18 protein-coding genes are annotated in these 24,422 nt (G+C 61.7%); 7 read left to right on the top strand and 11 right to left on the bottom strand.

All coding sequences use genetic code 11. The annotated features are described in order from the left end of the window. Positions 1 to 133: 133 nt before the first annotated feature. Entirely contained in the window at positions 134 to 415 is a 282-nt protein-coding gene (locus tag ACQK2L_RS29430; protein WP_425400627.1) for a transcriptional regulator, read from the bottom strand. A 245-nt stretch (positions 416 to 660) separates the two neighbouring features. Between ACQK2L_RS29430 and ACQK2L_RS29425 the strand changes: the two genes are divergently transcribed. Continuing rightward, the gene (locus ACQK2L_RS29425; RefSeq protein ID WP_425400626.1) at positions 661 to 3,396 is read left to right on the top strand and encodes a hypothetical protein; all 2,736 of its coding nucleotides are present in this window, start codon (positions 661 to 663) and stop codon (positions 3,394 to 3,396) included. 89 nt (positions 3,397 to 3,485) lie between these two features. On the opposite strand, the gene ACQK2L_RS29420 is transcribed toward ACQK2L_RS29425, so the two are convergent. From ACQK2L_RS29420 to ACQK2L_RS29405, 4 genes are all read right to left on the bottom strand, one after another. After that, positions 3,486 to 4,166: a HEAT repeat domain-containing protein gene (locus tag ACQK2L_RS29420; RefSeq protein ID WP_425400625.1), complete on the bottom strand. Its 681-nt coding sequence runs from the start codon at positions 4,164 to 4,166 to the stop codon at positions 3,486 to 3,488. 252 nt (positions 4,167 to 4,418) lie between these two features. After that, positions 4,419 to 5,216 (bottom strand): phosphoribosylformylglycinamidine synthase subunit PurQ, encoded by a 798-nt coding sequence (locus tag ACQK2L_RS29415; protein ID WP_425400624.1) that lies wholly within the window; start codon positions 5,214 to 5,216, stop codon positions 4,419 to 4,421. A gap of 57 nt (positions 5,217 to 5,273) precedes the next feature. After that, on the bottom strand, positions 5,274 to 8,192 hold the full coding sequence (gene purL / locus ACQK2L_RS29410) for a phosphoribosylformylglycinamidine synthase subunit PurL (protein ID WP_425400623.1): 2,919 nt from the start codon (positions 8,190 to 8,192) through the stop codon (positions 5,274 to 5,276). After that, positions 8,176 to 9,024, bottom strand: coding sequence for a prephenate dehydrogenase (locus tag ACQK2L_RS29405; RefSeq protein WP_425400622.1), 849 nt, complete (start codon positions 9,022 to 9,024; stop codon positions 8,176 to 8,178). Before ACQK2L_RS29405 ends, purL begins: the two co-directional genes overlap by 17 nt. Positions 9,025 to 9,404: 380 nt before the next feature. Here ACQK2L_RS29405 and ACQK2L_RS29400 point away from each other — a divergent pair, with 380 nt between their 5' ends. Continuing rightward, on the top strand, positions 9,405 to 10,553 hold the full coding sequence (locus ACQK2L_RS29400; protein WP_425400621.1) for a DUF1573 domain-containing protein: 1,149 nt from the start codon (positions 9,405 to 9,407) through the stop codon (positions 10,551 to 10,553). Positions 10,554 to 10,786: 233 nt separating this feature from the next. Continuing rightward, positions 10,787 to 11,668: an outer membrane beta-barrel protein gene (locus tag ACQK2L_RS29395; protein WP_425400620.1), complete on the top strand. Its 882-nt coding sequence runs from the start codon at positions 10,787 to 10,789 to the stop codon at positions 11,666 to 11,668. Positions 11,669 to 11,747: 79 nt separating this feature from the next. Here ACQK2L_RS29395 and ACQK2L_RS29390 read toward each other — a convergent pair whose 3' ends face one another. From ACQK2L_RS29390 to typA, 3 genes are all read right to left on the bottom strand, one after another. Next, a complete protein-coding gene (locus ACQK2L_RS29390) occupies positions 11,748 to 13,517 on the bottom strand; it encodes a nucleoporin (RefSeq protein ID WP_425400619.1) in 1,770 nt (589 codons plus the stop codon). Positions 13,518 to 13,866: 349 nt separating this feature from the next. Continuing rightward, positions 13,867 to 14,697: a hypothetical protein gene (locus ACQK2L_RS29385; RefSeq protein WP_425400618.1), complete on the bottom strand. Its 831-nt coding sequence runs from the start codon at positions 14,695 to 14,697 to the stop codon at positions 13,867 to 13,869. A gap of 219 nt (positions 14,698 to 14,916) precedes the next feature. Beyond that, positions 14,917 to 16,788 carry a translational GTPase TypA gene (gene typA / locus ACQK2L_RS29380; protein ID WP_425400617.1) on the bottom strand — a complete coding sequence of 624 codons (1,872 nt, stop codon included), beginning with the start codon at positions 16,786 to 16,788 and terminating at the stop codon, positions 14,917 to 14,919. 366 nt (positions 16,789 to 17,154) lie between these two features. Here typA and ACQK2L_RS29375 point away from each other — a divergent pair, with 366 nt between their 5' ends. The 4 genes from ACQK2L_RS29375 (at position 17,155) to ACQK2L_RS29360 (ending at position 22,084) form a co-directional block, all read left to right on the top strand. Next, entirely contained in the window at positions 17,155 to 18,912 is a 1,758-nt protein-coding gene (locus ACQK2L_RS29375; protein ID WP_425400616.1) for a response regulator, read from the top strand. A gap of 62 nt (positions 18,913 to 18,974) precedes the next feature. Continuing rightward, complete coding sequence (locus ACQK2L_RS29370; protein WP_425400615.1) at positions 18,975 to 20,141, top strand: metallophosphoesterase; 1,167 nt, start codon at positions 18,975 to 18,977, stop codon at positions 20,139 to 20,141. Positions 20,142 to 20,213: 72 nt separating this feature from the next. Continuing rightward, positions 20,214 to 21,170: a hypothetical protein gene (locus ACQK2L_RS29365; RefSeq protein ID WP_425400614.1), complete on the top strand. Its 957-nt coding sequence runs from the start codon at positions 20,214 to 20,216 to the stop codon at positions 21,168 to 21,170. A 269-nt stretch (positions 21,171 to 21,439) separates the two neighbouring features. Then, a complete protein-coding gene (locus tag ACQK2L_RS29360; RefSeq protein WP_425400613.1) occupies positions 21,440 to 22,084 on the top strand; it encodes a DUF2306 domain-containing protein in 645 nt (214 codons plus the stop codon). On the opposite strand, the gene ACQK2L_RS29355 is transcribed toward ACQK2L_RS29360, so the two are convergent. Genes ACQK2L_RS29355 through ACQK2L_RS29345 form a run of 3 tightly spaced genes read right to left on the bottom strand, consistent with a single transcriptional unit; the run spans position 22,044 to position 24,418 of the window. Continuing rightward, the gene (locus ACQK2L_RS29355; protein WP_425400612.1) at positions 22,044 to 22,802 is read right to left on the bottom strand and encodes a DUF1559 domain-containing protein; all 759 of its coding nucleotides are present in this window, start codon (positions 22,800 to 22,802) and stop codon (positions 22,044 to 22,046) included. The genes ACQK2L_RS29360 and ACQK2L_RS29355 overlap by 41 nt on opposite strands. 46 nt (positions 22,803 to 22,848) lie before the next feature. Continuing rightward, the gene (locus ACQK2L_RS29350; protein ID WP_425400611.1) at positions 22,849 to 23,607 is read right to left on the bottom strand and encodes a DUF1559 domain-containing protein; all 759 of its coding nucleotides are present in this window, start codon (positions 23,605 to 23,607) and stop codon (positions 22,849 to 22,851) included. A gap of 46 nt (positions 23,608 to 23,653) precedes the next feature. Next, positions 23,654 to 24,418: a DUF1559 domain-containing protein gene (locus ACQK2L_RS29345; RefSeq protein WP_425400610.1), complete on the bottom strand. Its 765-nt coding sequence runs from the start codon at positions 24,416 to 24,418 to the stop codon at positions 23,654 to 23,656. Positions 24,419 to 24,422 lie beyond the last annotated feature (4 nt).

The following is a 24,422-nucleotide window of genomic DNA, read 5'->3' as shown; positions in this document are numbered from 1 at the left end:
TTCGCTAAGGGGGCGCTCACACGGTGCGAAGGCCCTACGGGGCCGCACGATTTGACCAATAGGGGAATCGTGCGGGACTGCTCGGATTATTCGCCACAACCGAAACAGTCTTGGCGAAGGTGGGTTCCGAAGCCTACTCGTCTTCCAACTTGGCCTTGTACTCGTCGCGCTCGCGGCGGGTCGCCTCGAGGTCGAACATCAAGTACTTCATATCAAGCCGCAGTTGGCCGAGGGCATCTTGAACCAAGGTGAGAATCCGCCGGCGACGCTTGGTGCTTTCGAGCACTCGGTCGAGCACCGGGAGGATTTGCTCTGAGTAATTCTCGGGCAGACTGTGGATGAATTCGGCAAGCTGACGAACGTCGGCGGGCACTTCTTCGCTAGCGGTCGAGGACTGAGGTTGCAGTTCGGGCATTGAGGTAAGCTCCTGGGTGGTTAGATACCTGCTACCAATGCACGCTGCGCGCCACACCAACGCACCGCGGCCGCGAGAACCGCCCGCAACCGATTATACACAAACAACTTACGAACCATCAACGGGTTGGCACGGCGAATCTTCACACACGGCCGATGTTGCCGAAACGCCACAAAATGCTCTGGGAGCGTTGCGAAAACCTTGCTAGAAGCCTGATTTACGTCGCCAAGCGCCCCCGGTGCCGGATGTTTCCCGAAGGCAACCCCCTGGACAGTTGGGGCGACACGTTGGTCGGCCCTGGCTCCGGTTCGCGCGTCATGATACTCCCTTCCCCCATCGCTGGTCCTCACGCTCTGCGGTGGTGGTTTGGGCTGCTGGCGGTGCTGGGGGCTCCGCTGGCGGTGGCCGACACTGTGCTGGACGAGCCGTTCGACGGCCCTCAGGCCTCCTGGGAGCTTCGCCCGGCCGCGAATACCCGCGTGCTGGCGCAGCTGCGGACCCGCTCGCCCGACGTGGCCAATCCCCGCACCGCGGAGCGATTGGTGATCTCATGCCCAGCTGGCTACGCTGCGTACGCCACGCACGGCATTGGAGAGCTGCGGGTCCTGGACGAGTCGAACATCGAGGTGCTGGTTCGCGGAAACCGCCAAGCCATGCAGCTGGCCGCCGAAGTGGTTTACCCCCGCAGCACCGATCCTCGCACGGGGCAGCCAATGCGGGCGTTGGTGCACGGGATGCGGTATTCGGAACCTGGCCGTTGGCAACGCCTGCGGATCGAAGGGCTGCCCGTGCTGGCCGAGCGTCAAGCGCGGATGATGAGCGCCGACCCGAAGCGTCAAGTCGATCCGCGCGAAGCCTACATCCAGCGAGTGGTGTTGGTGGTGCCAGGTGGGCACGGAGAGTCGCTTGTGGAGATCGACCATCTGAAGGTGGCCGGCGTGCTGACCCAAGCGCCCGACGCCGCGCCGGTCGCACCGCCGCTGGCCGATGCCGATGGCCCGCTGCTCCAAGCGCCGGCCATGGCCAGCGCCAACGAAGTCTACGAACCGGTCGACATCCGCCGCCATGGCGACACCATCGCCGTGGCGGGACAACCGCTGGTGCCGCGCGTGATTCAGTATCGTGGCGAACCTCTCGAACTGTTGGCCGACCTGGGATTCAATGCGATATGGCTGGCAGAGCCTGCCACCGAAGCACAACTCAAAGCGGCCCGAGACAATAAGTTGTGGGTGATCTGCCCGCCGCCGCCCGCCGAGCAACTGGGACTCATCGAGCCGAACTCCGTATGGCAAACCGTGCTCTCCTGGTCGATGGGACTCGATCGCGACGCGCTCGATCTGGACACCATCGCCTCGCAGACCGAAGAGATCCGTCGCAGCGATCGACTTGCGCGACCGATTTTGGTGGGAGCCAGCGATCGCCACCGCCGCTACGCACAACTGGCCGAAGTGCTCGTGCGCGCTCAGCCGCTCGGCGAACAAGGTGTTCGCACTCATGAGTCGCTGCCGGTGATGGGGTGCTCGCCGTGGACCCAGCTTTCCATCGGCTGGACGGCGGCAGCGCGCCGGCAGGCGGAATTGCTGGCGCCCAAGGCGAGCCACCTGGGATGGCACGACCCGGGCGACATTCACCGCGCCGCCCTCACGGCCATGTCCCGTGGTTGCCGTGGGTTGGTGGTCCGCACGCCGGAACGAATTAGCACCGCCAGTCCCGAAGCACGACGCTTGGCCGACCAGTTGCGATTGCTCAATCAAGAGATGCGGCTCGTCGAGCCTTGGCTCGTAGCGGGTAAGCGTGACCCGTCGGCCGAGTTGTCTGGTTCCGACGTTGCCGTGACTGCCTGGCAGTTGGGCCGCTCCCGATTGGTGATGCTGCCCGAGCAACCCGCCAGCGGGCCGACCCAACTGGGGCCGGCGACTTTGAAACTGGCCAGCGTGCCGCAGACCGCCCGGGCTCACATGCTCACGCCAGCCGGCCTGTTGCCGCTCGGCGGTGGTTTGGTGGCGGGCGGGTATCAGGTCGAGGTGCCTGCGGCGAATGCTGGAGGTTGGGTGCTGCTGACCAACGAGAGTCGCAGCTTGGCCATGGTGCAGCGACGACTGGGTAACGCGGCGGTGAAGGCCGCGCAGGCGGAGCGGGGACTGGCGATGGCCGACTTGCTGGAACTCGAAGCAGTGGAGAGCCAACTGGCAGACGCTCGCACGGGCGTAGCCGCTGGGCGAGTCACGCCGCTCAAGCGAGCCATCCAGCAATGCGATCATCTGCTGGCCGCGAAGCGCTACCCTCAGACCTACCACCTGGCGATGCAACTCCGGTACTCGACTGCCGCCGAGCGTCGTCGCGTGCAAGAACAATTGCAGCCCGCTGGGTTCATCAGCGTTGCCACGGCGGGCGAACTTCGTTTGTTGCCCACGCAACAGGCGCTGCATCAATCGCTGGCTTCGCTGCCGCGAGGAAACAATTTGCTGCTGGGTGGCGACTTCGAGGATCTCTCGGAAACGACATCTGCCGGCTGGTCTCACGCCGACTACGCCGAAAAGCAACTCGACACCGGCGTGCAACTGGTTCCCGCGCAGCCGAAGCATGGTCAGTCCTGCTTGCGACTGGTGGCCCGCGACCTGGGCGACGCGGCAATGCTGGACGAGGACCCCAAACCAGTGGTGTGGATCACGACGCCCGACGTGCCAGTTCGCAAGGGCAGCGTTGTGGAAATCACCGGCTGGGCCCGCGTGATGGTCACCGGCACCGACACCGGCGAGTTGCTGGTGGTCGACGACCTGGGCGGCGAACAACTCGGCCTCCGGATCGGGGCGACCACCGGCTGGCAGCCGTTCCGGCTGATTCGCACCATCGACGAAGTGAGCACGATTCGTCTGAACCTGGCCCTCACCGGCCCCGCCACAGCCGACGTCGACGCGGTAATGATTCGCGAAGTGCTACGGCCTCAGAGGACCGCGGCCCGGCCTGCAGAGTCTCCGTAGGTGGACTCGCAAGAGTTCAGAGGGTTTTCAAACGGTGTCGCGACCATGGTCCCCGGACCGCCACACTTGAACATGCACTCGACATCACGTCACTCTGGTGACTCAGGGCCGAGAATTTGATCGACGAGTGGTTGAAGATCTACAGGGACGCCAATCTCCCGAAGCGATACGGCTGACTCAAAGCGAACCTGCCCGGAGCCATATCTAAGTGCATGCGACAAGTACGGCATGGCTTCTTGTCCTATCGCTTTGAGTGCCGCGCCAGCTGCCCAGTGAGAGCGGAAATTGATGTCGCTGTCGTTGATCAACGCAAAGAGGGCCGGAATAGCACTTTTTGCAGCAGGGCCATGTTCAGCAAGTCGGTAGGCCGCTTGAGTGCGAATTCCTTTGCCGTGCGATTTTCCTGCGACGACCGCAGACAAACCGGCGATGGTATCCATTTTCACTAAGGCAATTGCAGCAGCACGACGCACCCTGTCCGAAGGATCGTTGAGCGCAGCAAGCAGTGCCGCGTGGCAATCAGTCCGAGATTCCACAGTTGCGAGCACGCATGAGAGGATTCTAACATCCACGTTATCATGAGTGCAGATCAGAATTGGCAGATCCGCGTCGACATTGTGTGCGTCCAGCCCAGCACGCAGCGTGGGCGCAGGGTCTTCATTGAAATAGGGAAAGTCGTCGCGCAATGCTGCCGCCCAGTGGTAGGCCGTGTACTCGCCATACTTGCGATTTTCCGGGGGGCGAAGCCAACTCTTAATGGCATTAAACATCGTGTACCCGATCTTTGACGTGGGGTACGGTGGTTACCCTATCATCCGTCTTGTGGGAACCCGCCGGGGGCAACTGCTGGCTCCCGGCGGATGTCGGTCAATGATACACCCCAGCCTGCTGTCACGCTTCCATTCACGGAAATCGACAATAAACCAGCAGTCCAAAACTACCAAAACCCTGACCCACGCAAGAATCCAGTCCGTTTTCTGATGGCTTCCGAAGTCTTGCGACTCCGGCTACCGAGAATCGTGCTAGCGGAAATACGCCACGGCGTTGTCGAACAGCTTCGCACCAGCGCCTGCACCGCTCATGCCGTTGCTGGTCCACTGTGGGTGTTGACGAGCGAACAGGAACCGTTCGGGGTGGGGCATCAGGCCTAGCACCCGGCCCGTTGTGTCGCAGATGCCAGCGATGTCGGCCGAGGCGCCGTTGGGGTTGGCGGGATAGGGCACTTGGGGCTCCAGCGACAGCGCGGAGTCAGTCGCGCCGGAGGCATCGTTGTAACGCAGCACCAGCCTTCCGGCTGCGGCCAGGGCGTCGAGTGTCGCCTGGTCGCGGACCACGAACTTGCCTTCGGCGTGGGCCACCGGCAGGTCGATATTCTCGATGCCTTGCAGGAACACACAACCGCCCGGTTCGACGTTCAAATTTACCCAACGGGCTTCGTAGCGGCCGCTGTCGTTCCAAGCGAGCGTGGCTTGCGGCCCTTGGTCGTCGTCGATGTCCAACAGGCCGGTCTTCATCAGCACTTGAAAACCGTTGCAAATGCCCAGCACCAATTTGTCCGCTTGGCGAAACTCCTGCAGGGCGTTCGCCAGTTGCTCGCGAAGTTGATTGCCCAGGATGCGGCCCGAGGCGATGTCGTCGCCGTAGCTGAATCCGCCCGCAATGCACAACACCTGGTGTTCGGCCAACAGCGCGGGATTGCCCAACAGCTCGCGAATGTGCACGGTGCGAGCCGCACCACCCGCTTGCTCGAAAGCAAACGCGGTTTCTTTGTCGCAGTTGGTGCCGGGGGCTCGGAGTACGAGGACGCGGGGGGAGGACATTGCTTCGTTGGATGGGGCTTTGGGGTAGCAGGACTCGCAAGAGTTCTGAGGATGGGCTTACCAGGCGAGTGGCGATTTCCAAGCGGCTTTCAGTTCTTCAATGTCGGCGTCGACGAAGTTCGTTCCGCCTGCGGTGATTGTGACCCGAGGATCGGAGCTGGTCGCGCCGAGTTTCACGCACGGCGTGTTGGCCATGGCGGCTTCGAACTTATCGGCGGTTGCCTGGTCGACCTCCACCAAGAAACGCGTGTTCGACTCGCTGAACAGCTTGGCGGCCGCACCGGCGTCGGCCAGGTCGATCGCGTCGAGCGAAAGCTGCATGCCCAGCCCGCCGGCAAATGCCATCTCGGCAGCCGCCACGGCCAGGCCACCTTCGCACAGGTCGTGGCATGCGGCCACTGCGCCCGACTTGATGGCAGCGTGCATGGCAGCGAACGTGTCGCGAGCAGCCACAGGATTCACGGTCGGAACCTGACCTCCCGCCAATTCGTTGACCAGCGCGAAGTGCGAGCCGCCCAGTTCGTTCTTGGTTACGCCGACCAGGTAGATGGGATTATCGGCAGCCTTCAGGTCCATGGTTACCGCCTGGTGGCAGTCGTCCATTTGACCCATGGCACTGATCAACAGCGATGGCGGGATGGCGATCGTCTGCTTCTGGCCCTCGGCGTCGACGTAGCTGAACTCGTTGTTCAGGCTGTCTTTGCCGCTGATAAACGGGGTGCCCAGCACCAGCGACAGATCGTGGCACGCCATCGCCGCGCGGACCAGCGAGCCGAGCGTTTCGGGCTTCTCGCAGTCGCCCCAGCAGAAGTTGTCGAGGATGGCGATCCGCGTTGGATCGGCGCCGACGGCCACGCAGTTTCGAATCGCCTCGTCGATGGCGCTGGCGGCCATGTGGTAGGTGTCGAAGTCGCCGTAGTGGGGGTTCATGCCGCACGAGATGACAATCGCCCGATCGTTGGTGAGCACAGGCCGTACCACGGCGGCGTCGCTGGGGCCGTCGCTCGCGCGACCGACCAGCGGCTTCACCACGCTGCCGGCCTTCACTTCGTGATCGTACTGGCGAATGATCCACTCTTTGCTGGCCACGTTCAGAGAGCCGAGCACCTTCATCAGGTCGTCGTTGTAGCTGGCGCGGTCAGGCACGTCGATCGGCTGCGCCGCGGGCGGGGTGTAGTTGGCTTCGCGAATCACTGGCGGGCGGCCGTCGTGCAGCACGCTCATTGCCAAGTCGCAAACCGTTTGGCCGTGGTATTTGAGCACGAGCCGCTCGGTTGGTTCGAATCGTCCGATCGCGGTGGCTTCGACACCTTCGGATGCGCACAACGCTTCGAGTTCCGGCCACTTGTCCTCGGGCGCGGAGACGACCATGCGTTCCTGCGCTTCGGAGATCCAAATCTCGGTGTAAGAAAGGCCTTCGTACTTGAGCGGTGCTCGCTCGAGCCATACTTCGGCGCCGATCTTCTCGCCCATCTCGCCGACCGCGCTACTGAATCCGCCAGCGCCGCAGTCGGTCACGGCGGTGTAGAGTCCGCGATCGCGCGCGGCGAGCAGTACGTCCTGCACCATCTTCTCTTCGATGGCGTTGCCGATTTGCACCGCGCCACCGGAGAGGTCTTCGCTCTCGTGCGTGAGCTCGGCGCTGGAGAACGTGGCGCCGTGGATGCCGTCGCGCCCGGTGCGACCGCCGATGGCGACGATCAGATCGCCCGGCTGCGGATTGCCAAACGCCTTGTCATGTGGAATCACACCGACGTTGCCGCAGTACACCAGTGGATTGCCCAAGTACCGGCGGTCGAAGTACACCGCGCCGTTCACCGTGGGAATGCCCATGCGGTTGCCGTAGTCGCGCACGCCAGAGACCACGCCCTTCATCACCCGCCGCGGATGCAGCACGCCGGGCGGGAGCGAGTCGGCTGGCGTGTCGGGCGGGGCGAAGCAGAACACGTCGGTGCTGCAAACCGGCTCGGCGCCGAGGCCAGTGCCCAGGATGTCGCGAATCACGCCGCCCAGGCCGGTGTTGGCACCGCCGTACGGTTCGAGGGCCGATGGGTGGTTGTGCGTTTCGACCTTGAACGCCACGTGGTTTTTGTCGTCGAAAGTCACTACGCCAGCGTTATCGGCAAATACGCTCACGCACCAGTCGTCGTTGCCCCACTGCTTACGCAGCGTCTGCGTGGCGGCGAAGATGGTCTCCTTCAGCATGTTTTCGAACTGCCGCTCGCCATCGGGCCCGGTGTACTTGATCCGGCCAGCGAGTGTCTTGTGGCTGCAGTGCTCGCTCCAGGTTTGGGCCAGCGTTTCGAGTTCCACGTCGGTCGGCGGCCGGCCGAGGTCGCGGAAGTACTGCTGAATGGTCTGCATTTCGGCGAGTTGCAGGTAGAGCTGCCCTTCGCGGCTGAGCCTCATCAGACCCTCGTCGTCGAGCGAATCGAGTTCGACGGTCTTCAGTTCGAACTCGTAGGGCCGACCGACGTCCAGGTGATCGAGCGACAAAGGGCCGACCACGACTTGCTCGATGGCGTCGTTTGCCAACAGGCGGTCGCCGAGTGTCGCAACTTGCTGGTCGTCGAGTCCCGAGAGCCAGTACTTGTGGCACGTTCGCACCAGGGGAGGTTCAATGCCCAAGTCGGCAATGGCCGATTGCGCGCTGAGCGCCACGGGATCCATCACGCCCGGTTTGGGTAGCACATGCACCACACGTACGTCGCCCGCCAGCCAGGAGGGTGCGGCGGCCAACTTGTCGTCGCCCACATGTGCGACCACGGCTTGCTCCACCACGTGGTCGGTCAACAGTTCGTTGGCTACGCGCTGTGCGTCGCTGTCGGAAAGATGTTCGCCCGAAAGCAGGAACGCGCGGCCACTGGCGGCGGCGAACTGGTCGGCGAGTCCGTAGTCCATCGCTTCCTGCACCAGGCGGTTGGCGGGGCGATCGAGTTCAGCCCGTAGCGGCAGTACGTCAATTTCCCAGAGCATCGCGGATTCGCTTCCCTTCGGCGAGCAGCCTTTCGAGTTCCGGTCCGTCCTCCGCTTCAATGGCGTCGCGGATCGCGTCCAGGTGTTGGTCAAATTTGTTCAGGGCGGTGAGCACCTGCGAACGGTTGGCGAGGAAGATCTGCCGCCACAGACCCGCATCGCCAGCGGCCACACGCGTGGTGTCGCGCCAGCCGGTGGCCGCCAGTTCGAGTATCCCATCGGGCGTCGCGGCTGCAAGGGCCGACGCGACGACATGCGGCAGGTGGCTGGTCATGGCCAGGGCCGCGTCGTGCTCGTCCGGTTTGAGTGCAACGATGTGGGCTCCCAGCGATTTCCAGAGATCCCCCACGCGTTCCGTGGCTTCGGGGTCGGTTGATTCGTCGGGCGTGAGCACCACGGTGCGGCCCACGAACAGGTCGGCCTTAGCAAATTCGGCCCCACCGCGGTGGTTGCCCGCCAGGGGATGCGCGGGCACGAACCGACAAGCTCCGTCGCCCCCTTCGCTGGTGATGCGCTCGACGATCTCGGCCTTGGTGCTGCCGACGTCGGTGAACAGGCAGTTGTCTGGAGCCGAGTCGATGGCCTCCAGCACGCTCGGGGTCACGGTATCGACCGGCGTGCAGACCACCACCAGGTCGGAATCCTTCACGCCGCCACTGAGGTGGATTGTCGCCCGATCGAGCATTCCTCGATCGACCAGTGCTTGCAACTTGGCCGTGTCGCGCCCCACTCCGACGATTTGTTTAGCCAGCGATCGCTCCCGCATGGCCAAGGCCACAGAACCTCCCAGCAAGCCAACGCCAACAATGGTGACCTGGTCGAACGGCTGCATAGCGAGGTGGGAGTCGGGGGGAGGGCGGAGGTGGAAAGCGCAGGGATGCTTCGGACCCGATGATAACAGACCGACCCGTCCGTTTCGGAGGGGGGGAGGGGGGATTGTGCGGAGCGCAGCGTGCGAGTTTGACGAACGTAACGACATTGCGTGCGTTAGGGTCGCGCGTGAGTGACTAATCCGCCCAAACCGGTTTGGTCTTCCCAAAAACGGCCGCAGGATAGAGAATTATCGAAAAAACCAGGGACGACTCCTGCTCCGATTCCGCTTCGGAGCTATATAATGCCGTACGTAGACTGGCAGAGACGAGGTGAGGGTTTTTCGTCAGGGGTGGCCAGCATGCGTGAGGAGGATCGTACGTTGGGGGATTGCAGGCAGCAATGAAAAACGCCGAACGATTCGGTGAGCTGACCGCCAACGCTCAACAACATTTTGCAGAAATCAGGTTGATCATGAGCCGCTGTAAGAGTTTCGCGTTCGTGGGCACCACTCTGTGTGCCTTGCTAGTTTCGTCGGTGGCCACTGCTCAAGAGTGGCCCAAGAAGATGTTCGAGACACTGGACCACGATTTCGGCACTGTGGCCCGCGGTTCGGACACCGTGTACAAATTTGAAGTAACCAACAAGTTTGTCGAAGACATCCACATCGAGAGTGTCCGATCAAGTTGCGGCTGCACCTCGCCATCGATCGAAAACAACCTGATCAAGACCTACGAAAAGGCTTACATCGTCGCAAAATTCAACACGCGCACGTTCACGGGCTACCACAGTGCCACGCTCACCGTGACGATCGATAAGCCGTACCGCGCCCAGGTTCAGCTGCGTGTGCACGGCAACATTCGCGGCGATGTGGTGTTCGAGCCGGGTGGAATCAACTTTGGCACCGTCGATCAGGGCGAAGAGCAAGAAAAGAAGGTCAACGTCCGCTACGCCGGTCACAGCGGTTGGGAAATCGAGGACGTCCGGGCTTCCAACGAGAGCAGCGACTACTACGAAGTGGAACTGCAGGAGTCGTACCGCCAGGGCGGATCGGCCCGCTACGAGTTGACCGTTCGGCTGAAGGACACCGCACCGGCTGGCTATCTGAACGACCAATTGACGCTGGTCACCAACGATCGCAACACGCCGCGCATTCCCATCGACATCGAGGGACGCGTGATGCCGGAGATCTCCGTGACGCCCGACAACTGGGTGCTGGGTAAGGTAAACCCAGGTGAGGTTTCCGAGAAGAAGTTGATTGTTCGTGGCAAGGTTCCGTTCAAGATCACCAAAGTGGACTGCGACGACTGCTTCGAGTGCAGCTACGACGAAGAGCCCCGCACCACCCACGTGGTTGGCGTGAACTACAAGGCTGGCGATCAACCTGGTCGCTTGAAGAAGCAGATCACTATCCACACCGACCGAGGTGAGACCTTCAGCACCGTGTGCACCGCGTATGCAGAAATTGTCTCGCCGGAAGAGTCACCTGCCGAGAGCACATCGACCGCCTCCAGCGGTTCGAACACCAATCTGGCTGACGGCACTCGCTAGCACTGCTGGCGATAGATCTGAAATTCGCACGGGCCGTGTCCTTTTCCGAGAGGACACGGCCCGTTTTGCATTGACGCGCGGCCGACAGCTCGTCATACTCCGCCCGCTTTTCCGCCGCCGGCTCGCCGCGCGGCACCGATACTCCTCCTCCAGGGCGTTGCCCAATCCTCGTTATGCAGCAGTTCTGGTTTCGTAATGCGACCTGGTTGCTCGCGTACGCGTGTTGCTGCGCCGTGGCAAACCAAACCGTGCTGGGCCAGCAGACGATGGTGCCCGAAGAGCCGGGCGAAGCCTACGCGATGGGCGACACCATGCCCCACGCCGCTGCGGGGCAGGGATATCCAATGGAGCCAGAGTACGGCGTCGATGGCTCGTACGGCGAACCCAGTTGCGGCTGTGGAGATAGTTGTTGCGACGGAGAATGCTGTTACTCCGAGTGGCCCTGCGACGAGGTGCTGATCGACCGGGGCTGGTGGCGGGCACTGCGCCAGAAGTACCGCTTCCGTCACTCTTCCATCGACGGCCGCAGCATCGGTAGAGGATACCCTCTGCGTGGCACCAGTTGGCTCAACCGGCCATACTCGTTTGGCCTCGAAACCGGTGGGTTCATGATGGCCAGCCGCATCAGCTCGAACAACACCCGGAACAACGACGTGCTACTGGCCGCCAGCCTGGGCTGGGACTGGGATCACTACTGGGGTACTCAGTTTCGGGTCGGTTGGTCCACGCCCGAACTGCACAGCAATGTGCCAAGTACGCAAGTTCCCAGCAACAACGTGCTGATGTACGACTTGTCGCTGATGTACTACCCCTGGGGCGATTCGAAGGTGCGGCCTTATTACCGATTCGGGCTCGGGATGACGGACATCGATTTCATCACGCCCGCTGGCATTCGCGAGGACAACACGATGTTCTCGCTGCCGATCGGTGTGGGCATTAAATACCAGACCAAACGCTGGGTGGCCCTGCGAGCCGAAGCGGCCGACTACATTACCTTCAGCCAGAACTCGGCCTCTCACATGCAGAACTTCACGCTCACGTTCGGCATGGAGTGGCGCTTCGGCGGACGACCCAACAGCGCGTGGTCGGGCCCTCGCCGCGAGTGCGACTGGTAAACATCAAAGAAAAAAGCCAAGCCGCAAGCGGTTGCCTGCGGCTTGGCCTTCTGAGTTACAGAGAGTATCGCTGAGCCGATTAACGCTGGGCGGTGCGGGCGATGTCCAGGGCGTTGCGAGCAGCAGCCTGGGCGTTGACGAACGACAGGTCTTCGTCGCTCAAGCGGCTGAACGGTACCGTGGTCGTGTGGCCGTTTGCCTTCAGCAGACGGACGTGGCCATCCACCACTGCCAACAAACGGGCATCGACGGTGTACTTGCCGGTGCTGTCGACCCAGTGACGCAGCTTGAGGCTGTCGAATCCACCTGGCTGCATGAGCGAGACCTCGGGACCAAACAAATTGTTAATCTCGTCGTCCTCTTCGCTGGCCGGCTCCTCAGGCTCTTCGGCGGCTGGCTCTTCGGTCACTGGCGGCTCTGCGCCGAACATCGACCCGTCGTCGACTGCGGCGGGCTCTTCGCCAAAGATGGTAGCGGTGTCGTCGATAGACCCGGCCTCCTCGAGGTCGGTCTCGGCACCGAACAGCGTTGCGTTCTCATCGGCGGCTGCTTCTTCCATGTCGGCGCTTTCGCCGCCAAACAGACCACCCTCCACGGCCGGCTCTTCGGCAGGCGTCTCCGCACCAAACAGTCCACCATCGTCAGCGGCAGGTTCTTCGGCCGGCGTTTCGGTGCCAAACAGTCCACCATCGTCGGCAGCAGCTTCTTCCATGGGCTCGGCACCGAACAATCCGCCATCATCGGCAGCAGGTTCTTCGGCCGGTGCTTCGGTGCCAAACAGTCCACCATCGTCGGCAGCGGCTTCTTCCATGGGCTCGGCACCGAACAATCCGCCATCATCGGCAGCAGGTTCTTCAGCCGGTGCTTCGGTACCAAACAGTCCACCGTCATCGGCGGCGGGTTCTTCCATTGCGGGTTCGGCAGCAGGCGTCTCGGTACCAAACAATCCACCATCGTCGGCAGCGGGCTCTTCGGCCGGCGTTTCGGCACCAAACAGTCCACCATCGTCGGCAGCGGCTTCTTCCATGGGCTCGGCACCGAACAATCCGCCATCATCGGCAGCAGGTTCTTCAGCCGGTGCTTCGGTGCCAAACAGTCCACCGTCATCGGCGGCTGGTTCTTCCATCGCGGGTTCGGCGGCAGGAGTCTCGGCTCCGAACAATCCGCCATCGTCGGCAGCGGGTGCTGCTGCGGCAGGCGTTTCGGCACCGAATAGCCCACCATCATCGGCGGCGGGTTCCTCCATCACGGGTTCTGCCGCAGGTGTCTCGGCGCCGAACAGTCCGCCATCGTCGACCGCAGGCTCTTCGGCCACGGGCTCAACGGGAGCTACGTCCGCGACCACGGGTTCTTCAGCAGGTGGTTCCGGCAGGGGAGTAACATCGGCGGGCTCATCGTCGGCCAGGGCCGGAGCGATGGTATCTTCGGTGGGGCCCATGTCTTCGGCCGGCTTGTTGACTTCCACGCCAGTGGCGGGCTCAGCCGACGACCAGGTGCTGGGCGTGTCGGTCATTGGCGGAGCTTCGGTTGGGGTGCCACCCGTTACTACTTCGCCAGAGTGGATGACGGTCTCGCCTGAGGTAACTACCGTCGACCCGCAACCGCAACTGCTCTCGACCACCACTGGGCCGCAGCCACCGCAACTATACGAGCTGTACGAAACGTATGGGCTGCAGCCGCCACACGAACCGTAATAGACCGGTGCGCACTGCGTGTAGCAGGGGTAGCAAGGCGAGGACCACCGCGCGGCGAACCACTGGCAAGCCGAAGCGGGATTCACCGAAAGCGTGACGCACAGGAATAAAACCAGGGCGGCTCGCAACAAACGACGCAGGGAACGCAAACGCATGAGAGACTCTCACTAATCTGGCGGGGTGATCGGATACGCCCGACGTCCTGGGGCATGGCTGTACGCTCCGTGTACTTTGGTCCATGTTACCTAGGGCCAGATGGCGATGCAATCAACCATACGGTGGGATAAGCCCCTCAAATCCGCCGGAATTCCCCTCCTGCCCCACAGTCACTATCACCGGCATGAACCGACGCCAGCAGGTCTGCCCGAGCTAGCAATGGGGCAGAATCGGCTCACTGGTACCGGATATCCGGATATTCGGATGCGATAGGTTCTGCCGGCTGGTGCGGGCCGCGCGGACCTTCAGCCCAGGCGGGCAGCGAGTTTGAGACCAAGGGGGTGCGGCTTATTCGACGGCCGGTCGAGTGGAATCGTCGATGTCGGGAAACGCCACTTGATAGCGGCGGAACAGCACTTCGCACAGCCGGCCACTCTTCTGGAACAGTAGCAGGGCTTCGTTGTCGTGCTGCTGCTGGACCTGCTCCAGGAGCTGGTCGCTGGAGAGCCCCCCAGGCGGCATGTGCTGCGTTTGCCACACGTTCATGGCCTCGCCGTACAAATCGGCCCCATGCTGGTACCAGCCCACCAGTTGCTCGGCGAACTGCAGAGCCTGTGGGTCGACGTTCTCGCTCATGGCGACCTTCACCGCCTTGGCTCCGTACAGGTAGGCTTGGCGGCGGATCTCCAGCACTTGATACACGTTCTGCTGGTTCAGCGCCTCGTCGGCCGACGACTGCAGCCGGTCGACTTCCTCGCGGATGCCACCCAACTGCGACCAGAACGCCAGCGTGCCTTGTCGACGCTTCAGCAACTCGGGCGGCAGGTCGGCTGCTTCGATCTTGATTTCCGGCGCGTCTTCAGCACTCTCTTCGTTCAAGTGCGCCACTTTGAAGCGAAGCGCTTCCAGTTCGGCGGTCAGGGCCAAAGCTTCTTCTTCCGCTGTCTGGGGTTCCATTCCCGGCGGCGGGGCAAGTCGCCATCCTTCGGGCAGCTGGTCCATCACTTCCGTCTCGTTCAAAGCCGTGTAGGCGGCCGCATGCAAGTCGAGACCCAGATAACGGGCGCCCAGCCACAGGCCAACAGCTACCGCCACGATGCAGGCGGTGATTTCCAACAGGCTTGCTGCCCGACGATTGTGGTGACTACGAGTGAGCGACCAACACCGAATGCCAATCATAGTATGTCCCCGTGTGACGGAGGGGCCCCCAGCAGTAAAAAGGGTTGGCATGCTCGACCGCGAGCAGCACCAGCGCATAGCGCGTACGCCGAACGACGTACCAATGAAAGAATAGCTCAAGAATCGATTTACCGCGGAGTCACCGCACGCACGCGACTAGAACGACCCAGCAGAGGTCCGACAGTAACGAATATATCGGCTAGGGCGGGCAGGGCGGCTTCACACGCTCGCCGCGCGGCGAGATTCGCGACGGCGGTCTGTTTCCTTCAGCAGGATCTTGCGAAGGCGGATCGAGGTGGGAGTGACCTCCACTAGTTCGTCGTCGTCGATGTACTCCAGGCAGCCCTCGAGCGACATCTCGCGCACGGGCCGCACCTGGCTGTTGTCGTCTTTGCCGGCGGCGCGGATGTTGGTGAGCTTCTTGCCGCGGACCACGTTCACCACCAAGTCGCCGCTCTTGCAGTTCTCGCCGACCACTTGGCCTTCGTACACGTCGTCGCCCGGCTTGACGAAGAACGAACCGCGATCGTACAGGGCGTCCAGTGCGTAGGCGGTTACCTGGCCGGGCTCATTGGCGATCAGCACCCCCGCCTGGCGATGCGGCACCGCGCCGCGCATCGGTTCGTAGCCCAGCAACGTGTGGTGGATCACCGCATGGCCTTGCGTGGCGGTGAGCAACCGGCTGCGGAGGCCGATCATGGCTCGTGCCGGAATGGAAAACTCCATGTGCACAAAGCCGCTGGTGCCGGTTTTGTAGCCCATTTTGATGAGTTCGGCACGCCGATCCCCCAGCAGCGACATCACCGCGCTTTGATGCTCGTCGGGCACGTCGACCACCAGCAGTTCGATCGGCTCGTGCCGCTGGCCTTCCACCTGGCGCACTACTACATGTGGCTTGCCGACGCACAACTCGAATCCTTCGCGGCGCATGTTCTCGATCAGGATGCCCAAGTGCATCAACCCGCGGCCGCTCACGCGGTACTGCTCCATCGTCTCGCCAGGCTCCACCCGCAGCGCCACGTTCGAGCGTAGTTCGCGCTCCAGCCGATCGCCGATCTGGCGGCTGGTGAGATACTTGCCGTCGCGACCGCTGAACGGGCCGTCGTTCACGCGAAAGGTCATGTGCAGCGTGGGCTCGTCTACGGTCACCGCCGGCAGGGCCTCGGGCTGGGCGGCGTCGGCGATGGTGTCGCCGATGTTAATCGGATCGAGGCCCACCACCGCGCACAAGTCGCCTGCTTCCACGCGGTTGGTCTCTTTGCGTTCCAGGCCTTGGAACGAAAGTAACTGCAGAATCTGCTGTTGGGTCGTTTCGCCATGCCGGTCGATTACGGCTACCCGCTGCCGCGCCTCGAGCACTCCACCGAACACGCGGCCAATGGCGATTCGCCCGACGTAGTCGGAGTAGTCGATGCTGGTTACCAGAAGCTGGGTCGGCGCTTCGATGTCGGCGTAGCGGGGCGGGGGGACCCATTCGACGATCGATTCGAACAGCGGCCGCATGTCCTGCCGCTGGTTGTCGAGCGACTTGACCGCCCACCCTTCTTTAGCCGAGGCAAAAACGGTCTGGAAGTCGAGCGCCTCGTCGTCCGCGCCCAGGTCGGCCAGCAAGTCGAACACCTCGGTCACCACCTCATCGGGCCGCGAATCGGGGCGGTCCACCTTGTTCACCACCACCAACGGGCGCAACCCGCAAGCCAGCGCTTTTTGCAGCACGAAGCGGGTTTGCGGCATGGGGCCTTCGAACGCATCGACCACCAGCAGCGCTCCGTCGGCCATGGTCAATACGCGCTCAACTTCGCCGCCGAAGTCGGCGTGGCCCGGCGTGTCGATCAGGTTGATTCGGTAGGTGTCGCCATCGTCGGCCTTGTAGCTGACCGCACAGTTCTTGCTGAGGATGGTAATTCCCCGTTCCCGCTCCAAATCGCCGGTATCCAGCACCAGCCCGTGTTGTCCGCCAGCGCGGCGATCGAGTTCTTCCGAGCGGTAGAGTCCCGACTGGTACATCAGCTTGTCCACCAGGCTGGTTTTGCCGTGGTCGACATGGGCAATGATAGCAACGTTGCGCAGGTGGGCCGTGTTGGGCGTCATGGCAGGAAGGGCAGGGGAGCGAGAGGGAGGTGGGAGCGTGCCGGATGGCTGTCGATAGCGGGCGGTGGCGAATCGGTTGTTGTACTCCCCCGCGGAACGGATTGTATAGCCCAGGCGGGATGCGCCTGCTGCGAGACGGGGAAATCCGGTCGAAATCGGACCTGGAGGCGAGGTAGGCAAGTTCGGAGAGCCGATACCAAGAAACACCCGCTCGTGCTGTTAAAGGTTGTTGGTTAGGAAACCAGTTCGTATAATTCACAGCGTGAGGGGGCAACACTGGCAAACGACTGACGCAGGACCGCGACGCGCTATTGGTGTTGTTCTGCGCCGTTTCCCCGACCCGACCCACCCCTGCGGGAAGCGATTGTGCCCGACGACGCGCACGACACCAACGACTCCGCTGTAGACCAACCGTCGACTGTTACCGAGGCCCAGCCCCAGGTCCTTTGTCTGGGAGGTAGCCACGATCAGGTTGTGGCGATCCAGGAACGCTTTGGCGACCAGGTGCAGGTTGTTCGCGTAAGTTCTCCCGTACGCGCGATGGCCGAGCTGGCACGCGGCGAGTACATCGGTGTCTACGCCGATGCCGAGCACTTCTCCGCCGCTTTCGACGCCGGCCGGGTGATGCAGAACCAACACATTCTGCAAAGTATGCCCGATGGCGTGGTGCTGCTGAACAACGAGAACGTCATCGTGTGGAGCAATGGCCGGCTCTGCGAATGGATGGGCGTGCAGGACGTGGTTGGGAAGAACCTTTACAGCGTGATGGGCGATCCGGAGATTCTGGGTTCCGAGTTTTGTCCCTTCAGCCGCGCCCTGACGACCGACCGCCCCAGCGCTAGCACACTGCGGTGTAACGACAGCCGCTGCTATCGGGTGCACGCCGCGCCGGTGTTCGATTGTGGCGATTCGCAGAAGCACCTGATCGTCACCCTGCGGGACGTGACCGAGGAGTATCACGAACAGCAGAAGATCGCCAACATCCATCAAGCAGGTATCGAACTGGCCGACCTGACGACCGACGATGTGGCCGACATGGACTTCGAAGGTCGGGTGGAACTGCTCAAGGACAACATCCTGCACTGCACCGAGGACGTGTTGCAGTACGACGTGGTCGAGATTCGCATGCTCGATCAAGGGACCGGCGCATTGAACCCACTTCTCTCGGTGGGCATGAAGCCCGAGGCCGAAGCCCGCACCTTGTGGGCCAAGCCCGAAGGCAACGGGGTCACTGGCTTTGTGGCCGCCACTGGCAAGAGTTACCTTTGCGAAGATGCGAGCAAAGACAGTCTGTACCTGGAAGGGAGCCAGGACGCCCGCAGTTCGATGACGGTGCCGCTGGTGTTGCACGACGACGTGATCGGCACGTTTAACGTCGAGAGTCCCGAAATCAAGGCGTTCACCACCAGCGATTTGCAGTTCGTCGAGGTGTTCTGTCGCGATCTGGCCGTAGCGCTTAACACGCTCGAGTTGTTAGCTGCCGAGAAGGCCACTACCGCGGCGGCCAGCGTCGAAGCCATTCACAGTGCGGTCGCCCGTCCCGTGGACGACATCCTGAACGACGCCGTGAATGTGATGGAACGCTACATCGGTCACGAACCGGCCGTGGTCGAACGCCTACAGCGAATCCTGATGAACGCCCGCGACATTAAGCAGGTGATTCAGAAGGTGGGGCAGACGATGGCGCCGATCGAGGCCCGCCCGGCGGCCGCTCGCATCGAGCAGCGCCCAGGCTTGGTCGGCGCACGTGTGCTGGTGGTGGACGAGGACGAGAGCGTCCGCAGCGCCGCCCACGCCCTGCTTGATCGTTACCACTGCGTGGTCGAGACCGCCCACGACGGCAACGAGGCGGTGTTCATGGTTCGCAACCTGGGTCCGGGGCAACATTACGACGCCATCATCTCAGACATCCGTCTGCCCGACATGTCCGGACACCAATTGATGCTCAAGCTGGCCGAGATGAGCGAGCGGGTGCCGTTGATCCTGATGACCGGTTTTGGCTACGACCCAGGCCACTCGATCGTGAAAGCCCGCCAGGCGGGGCTCAAGCACGTGTTGTATAAGCCGTTCCGCCTTGATCAGTTGCTCGAGGCGGTGGAGCAAACCGTGGCTCCGATTGTCTAGCAGGTCCTCTCCCTCCGTTGGCGAATTGCCAGTCGCCTGGCCCTTAGCCTCTGCCGCCCTCCATGCTCCTCGCCCGACTCTTGTTGTTCCTTGTCGCGGCAACGGGGCACACGGTGTTCTGGGTGGCCATCGTCAATCGCACGCACGCGTATGGCTGGAACCGTAAACTGGTCGACCTGCTGATGCTCGCCTGCATACTGTTCTCCGCTTTCGGCTTGTGGCCGCTAGCGCAGTTCGCCGCCGGGCCGTACTATCCCAGCGGGGTGCCACAACTGCCACAGTGGATGGCGGATGCGTGGGGCTACGCCGCGCTGCTGCTCACCGCGGTGGCCTTCGCCCACAACACTTGGCGGTACTTCCATCGCGAACGACGCGGCGGAGTGGTCAGTCGCCGGGTGTCGCCGCTGGAGATCATCGCCGGCGAGCCCACCGACCTGTTGGCGCCAGGCATTCCCCGTCTATTAGGCGGCTTGCCCGGCAATCAGATCGTCTCGCCGATTAGGGTGGAACTCGAATTGGCCGTGCCGGATCTGCCTGCGCGGTTCAAAGGTTTGAAAATTGCTCACCTCACCGACCTGCACATGTCGGGCCGCATTGTTCGCGACTTTTATGACCAAATCGTCGACCATACCAACGCCTGGGGGCCGGACGTGGTGGCCGTGACCGGCGACATTGTCGAGTACGATTCCTGCCTCGACTGGATAGACCACTCGCTGGCGCGATTAGCGGCTTCCGCGCAGCGTTTATTTATTCTCGGCAACCACGATACGCTTTGCGAATTTGCCGAAACCCGGCGTCGGCTCGAGCAGCATGGCTTTGTGAACGCCGGCGGCCGCGTGGTGGAGTTGCCACTGGCCGGTGGCAGATGCATCGTCGCGGGCAACGAAACGCCCTGGTTCCCTCCCGCGCCCGACGTGTCGCACCTCGCGCCGCGCGACGCCTCGACCGACGAGCTGCGCCTTGCGCTACTGCACACGCCCGACCACTTCGCCTGGACACAAGAGCACGGCTTTCATGTCGCCCTGGCCGGCCACAACCATGGCGGCCAGGTCCGCTTCCCGATCCTCGGCGCCCTGCTCACCCCCAGCATCTACGGCACCCGCTACACCCAAGGTGTCTTCTCCGATCACGGCACCGTGATGCACGTCAGCCCCGGCACCAGTAGCCTCTCGCCCATCCGCTGGGGCTGCCGGCCGGAGTTGAATCTGCTAACGTTGCGTAGAGCGTGAATAGTGTTTCATGCCTTCGGCGTAATTGATTAAGGTTGGTCTCTCGGGGCAGCGGGCATAGGAGCCGTTCGAATGCGACTCTTTCGAACCTTCCGTCTACGCTACTCGCTTGCCACCTTCCTGGTGGTGCTTACCTTCTTCGCTTTGGTGGTGGGGCTCTACGCCGCAAGTGCCCGTCAACAGCGGCTGGCGGTTGCGAAACTGGAGTCGCTAGGGGCGTCTGTGGGCTACCAAAGCAGGCTGCAGGACACCATCTACCCTGAGTGGCTCACCAATCGACTCGGAATCGACTACTTCATTCCTGTCCACAGCGTTCAACTACGTAAACGACGTGATAGTCGCAAGGTCGTTCCGCTAGGAGCTGATCGACTAGCTCAATCCGTTGCGTTGATCCAGAGGCTGCCAAGAGTAAAGAGTATCCGCTTCACTGGCACGGGGATTCGGGACGAGGACTTAGCCTTGCTCGCTCCACTCGCGCCACAGATCGAAGAACTGTACTTCAGCGAATCGCGAAACAGTGAACTAACGGGTAGTTGCTTGCAGCACTTTGCCAACTGGCCTCGCCTTAAAAGACTCACCCTCTTCAACGGCCAACTCGATACCAAGTCCCTGGGGCATCTTGCCGGTATTCCATCACTCGCGTCGTTGACCATCACCGGTACACTCGACAAGGAGACATTTTCCTCTTTGGCTGAGGTCAGGAATCTGACAAGCCTCACTTTGCATTCTTCAACCTTTAACGGACGCTGGCTGGCTGCGTTAAGCAACTCTCCAAGATTGAAGTCATTAGAACTTCGCAATACAACAAACTCCTTCAGATATCGGGGCCCGTACACAACCGAGGGGGATCCCATCGAGCCAGTGCAAACCGAGCATATAGAGTTTTTGTTTGTACCCTGGAGTCTTCACGGGGTCGCCCGGGACGCCCCGCCTGCGAACAAAAAGCTCGATGTGCATGCTCACTTCGAGCGGTGGCGTCAACAGAATGTGTCGAACCTTCGGATTGGCTACAGTTTCTTTCGCAGCTAGCCTTTTGATTGCAATCCAAAGAAATGCGAATTCCTCGATTCCTCCCCGATGAGATGAGCTTCACGTTCCACACTGACAATAGGGAGCATGAGTTGGCCACGGGGCCTGCCGATCCTGATGCAGCCCGACATGGACCCTTGCTTTGACGAATGGATGACGCGCACGTTCCCATATGTGAAACTCACCGAGGGACTCGAATTGTAGCCACCAGAGGGATGACCAGGGTGCGCTGTGCGACCCTTCGCTCTGCGATGCCCTTATCATTCATCATGCCAAGTTCCGCCACCCTCATTCGCTTGATCCAACTGCTTGTCGCGTGGCTGGTGGTCCAGACCACGGTCGTGGTGGTACTCGGATATTGCGATTACCTGCCACCCAATTTTCGGGCGGATTTTCTGTTGGGGCGGCGGGATTACTTCTTCGGACCGTATCAATGGGCGTTTTATGCCCACATCTTCTCGGGGCCCGTGACGCTGCTGTTGGGGTTGGTGCTCCTGAGCGACGCGGCGCGCCTTCGCTTCCCCATGTGGCACCGACGATTAGGGCGCGTGCAGGGTGTGCTGGTGCTGCTGCTGGTGGCGCCGAGCGGTTTGTGGATGGCTGGCTATGCCCCCGGAATGATCGCGCAGAGCGGCTTTGCCACTCTGGCCCTGGCCACCGGCGGTTGCGCTGCGATGGGGTGGCGCGACGCGGTGCGTCGGAGGTTCGAGTCGCACCGCTGGTGGATGCTGCGGTGCTATGCTTTGTTGTGTTCGGCCGTGTTGCTAAGGCTGATTGGCGGACTGAGCGAACTCACCGGCGCGCACTGGACTTATCCGCTGGCCGCGTGGATCAGTTGGATGTTGCCGCTCGCTGGGGTAGAACTCTGGCGGGTCACTCGTCTTCGCCGATTGCTTCACGCCCTGCAATCGTGAGCATCTTGCGGAGTTCGTTGCGATCGATGTCGACGTCGATGGCTTCGACGCTACCATCGAGATAGCCTACGACGACGCGATTGTGCCCGGAACTCAACGCCCTCTCTGCGTTTAGGAGCGTCTTTTCGTCCACGTCTTCGGGCGACATCCAAGGCACCGCGTGTTTCAGGGATACTTCGAGGACAGCGATCGTATTGCTCGCATCATCGACCGCTTCTTCCATCTTTCGCGGCGTCGAACCGGTGAACAGAAATTCTGATCCGACAACCGCGACATACGTTGTGTAGTCTTCCGTCATCGCGGCGCTGGGGCAGTTGTAAGCAGGAATGATCGCTTCACGCGCCGCCGCGTTGGCCGGATCGTCCCACGGCTTTGTCAGGTCGATCTTCTCATACACGTCAGATGCATCCATGTAGGGCAGAATCAACGTCCGCCAACTGTGCAGGCGATTTCCGCTCGCGTCTACCGTATAGGCGGGGGGAAGTTCGCCGTGGTCAGCTTCATAGCTAAGTATCCCCAGCATGATTTGCTTCATGTTGTTGACGCACTGGACCCGCATTGCCGGGCCGCGGGCACTTCGTGTAGCAGGCAGAAGCAGCGCGACCAGCACCGCGATAACCGCACTGTAGAGCAACAACCGGCCAAGTTGACCCATGGCAGAACGTGGCGGCTTCTTGCCGTGCGGCTGTTCGGTGCTTTCATAGGGATTGTCGGGCATGTTTAGTTCCCGGTGGGTCTGCCGTTACTGCCTCGGTGCGGAAATGCTACTCGTCGCTTAGCTCCCGCCCGGCAATGGTGAGCATCTTGCGGAGTTCGTTGCGATCCATAGCCAACTCAATGGCCTCGACGTGGCCATCGAGAAACCCTGCGATGAAGATCCCAGAATGCCCCGTTTCCATTGCTCCCTCGGTATTCAGCACAAAGTTCTCGTCCACATCCTCGGGCGACATCCAGTGCACCGCGTGTTCGAGTCCAATTTCGACGACGGCAATCGTGTTACTCAGGCCATCGGATACGTCAACGAACGTGCGCGACGTTGGCCCACTGAACAGGAACTCCGGCCCTACCACGGCCACATAGGTCGTCAGGTGCTCATCTTCATAGGACGCGCTGGGGCAGACGTATGTCTCGACAACACTCTCCCGTGCTTCGGCATTCGCCGGATCGTCCCAGGGCTTCGTCAAGTCGATACTCTTGTAGACGGTAGTGCCTTCCATGTACGGAAGTATCAACGTCCGCCAACTATGTAAGCGATTTCCGTTATCGTCCACCGTATAGGCTGGGGGCAGTTCCCCGTTGGCGTCATGGTAGCCTTGCAATCCCAGCAGGATCATCTTCATGTTGTTCAGGCACGAATTCCGCCGGGCCGCCTCGCGTGCACTCCGCTTCGCAGGTAGAAGCAGGGCGATCACCACCCCAATGATGAAGCCGTAGAGCAACAACCGGCCGAGTAGGCTCACCAGGGATCGGGGCTGTTTCTTGCCATGCGGCTGTTCGGTGCTTTCGTAAGGATTGTCGGGCATTGGTGATTTTCAAGCGATAGTGTTGGCTGCACGTGATGCAGAGATCTCACTCGTCCTCGTCGATGGGTTCTCGCCCCGCAATCGTGAGTAGCGCGCGTAGTTTCTGGCGGTCGATGTCTTGCTCGAAGTTGTGAACACTGCCGTCGAGGTAGCCGGCGATGAAAATGCCAGGGTGGCCTGTATCCAGCGCTTCCACGTTGTTTATCACAAACTCCTCGTCCACGTCTTCCGGCGACATCCAATGCACCGCGTGTTCGTAGCCGATCTCGAGTACGGCAATTGTATTCGCATTTCCATCCGACACGTCGCTGAACTTCCTTGGCTCAGGGCCGCTGAAGAGAAACTCCGGCCCGACGACCGCCACGTAGGTCGTCAGGTGCTCATCGTCGAATGCTGCGCTGGGGCAAAGGTACGTCTCGACCACGCAATCTCGCGCCTCGGCGTTCGCTGGATCATCCCAAGGTTTGCTGTAGTCGATAAACTCGGCAACGTTATTGCCTTCCATGTACGGAAGAATCAAAGCTCGCCAGCTATGCAGTCGATTCCCGTCATCGTCCACTGTGTAGGCGGGTGGCAGTTCCCCGTTGGCGTCATGATAGTTGTGCAGCGCCAGCAGGATTTGCTTCATGTTGTTCGTGCAAGCGACCCGCCGCGCGGCGGCCGGGACGCCACGCTGCGCAGGAATAAGCAGTGCCACCAGCAGCAAGAGAACTACCGCGACAGCCAGCAGGGCGACCAGCACGGAGATCGCCGACTTCGGCCGTTTCTTGCCATGCGGCAATTCGGTGCTTTCGTACGGATTGTCGGGCATTGGG

It is taken from the genome of Aeoliella sp., assembly GCF_965227375.1.
Classification (GTDB): Bacteria; Planctomycetota; Planctomycetia; order Pirellulales; family Lacipirellulaceae; genus Aeoliella.
The sequence above is the reverse complement of the archived record's forward strand: the minus strand, read 5'-3'. Positions and strand labels throughout refer to the sequence as shown.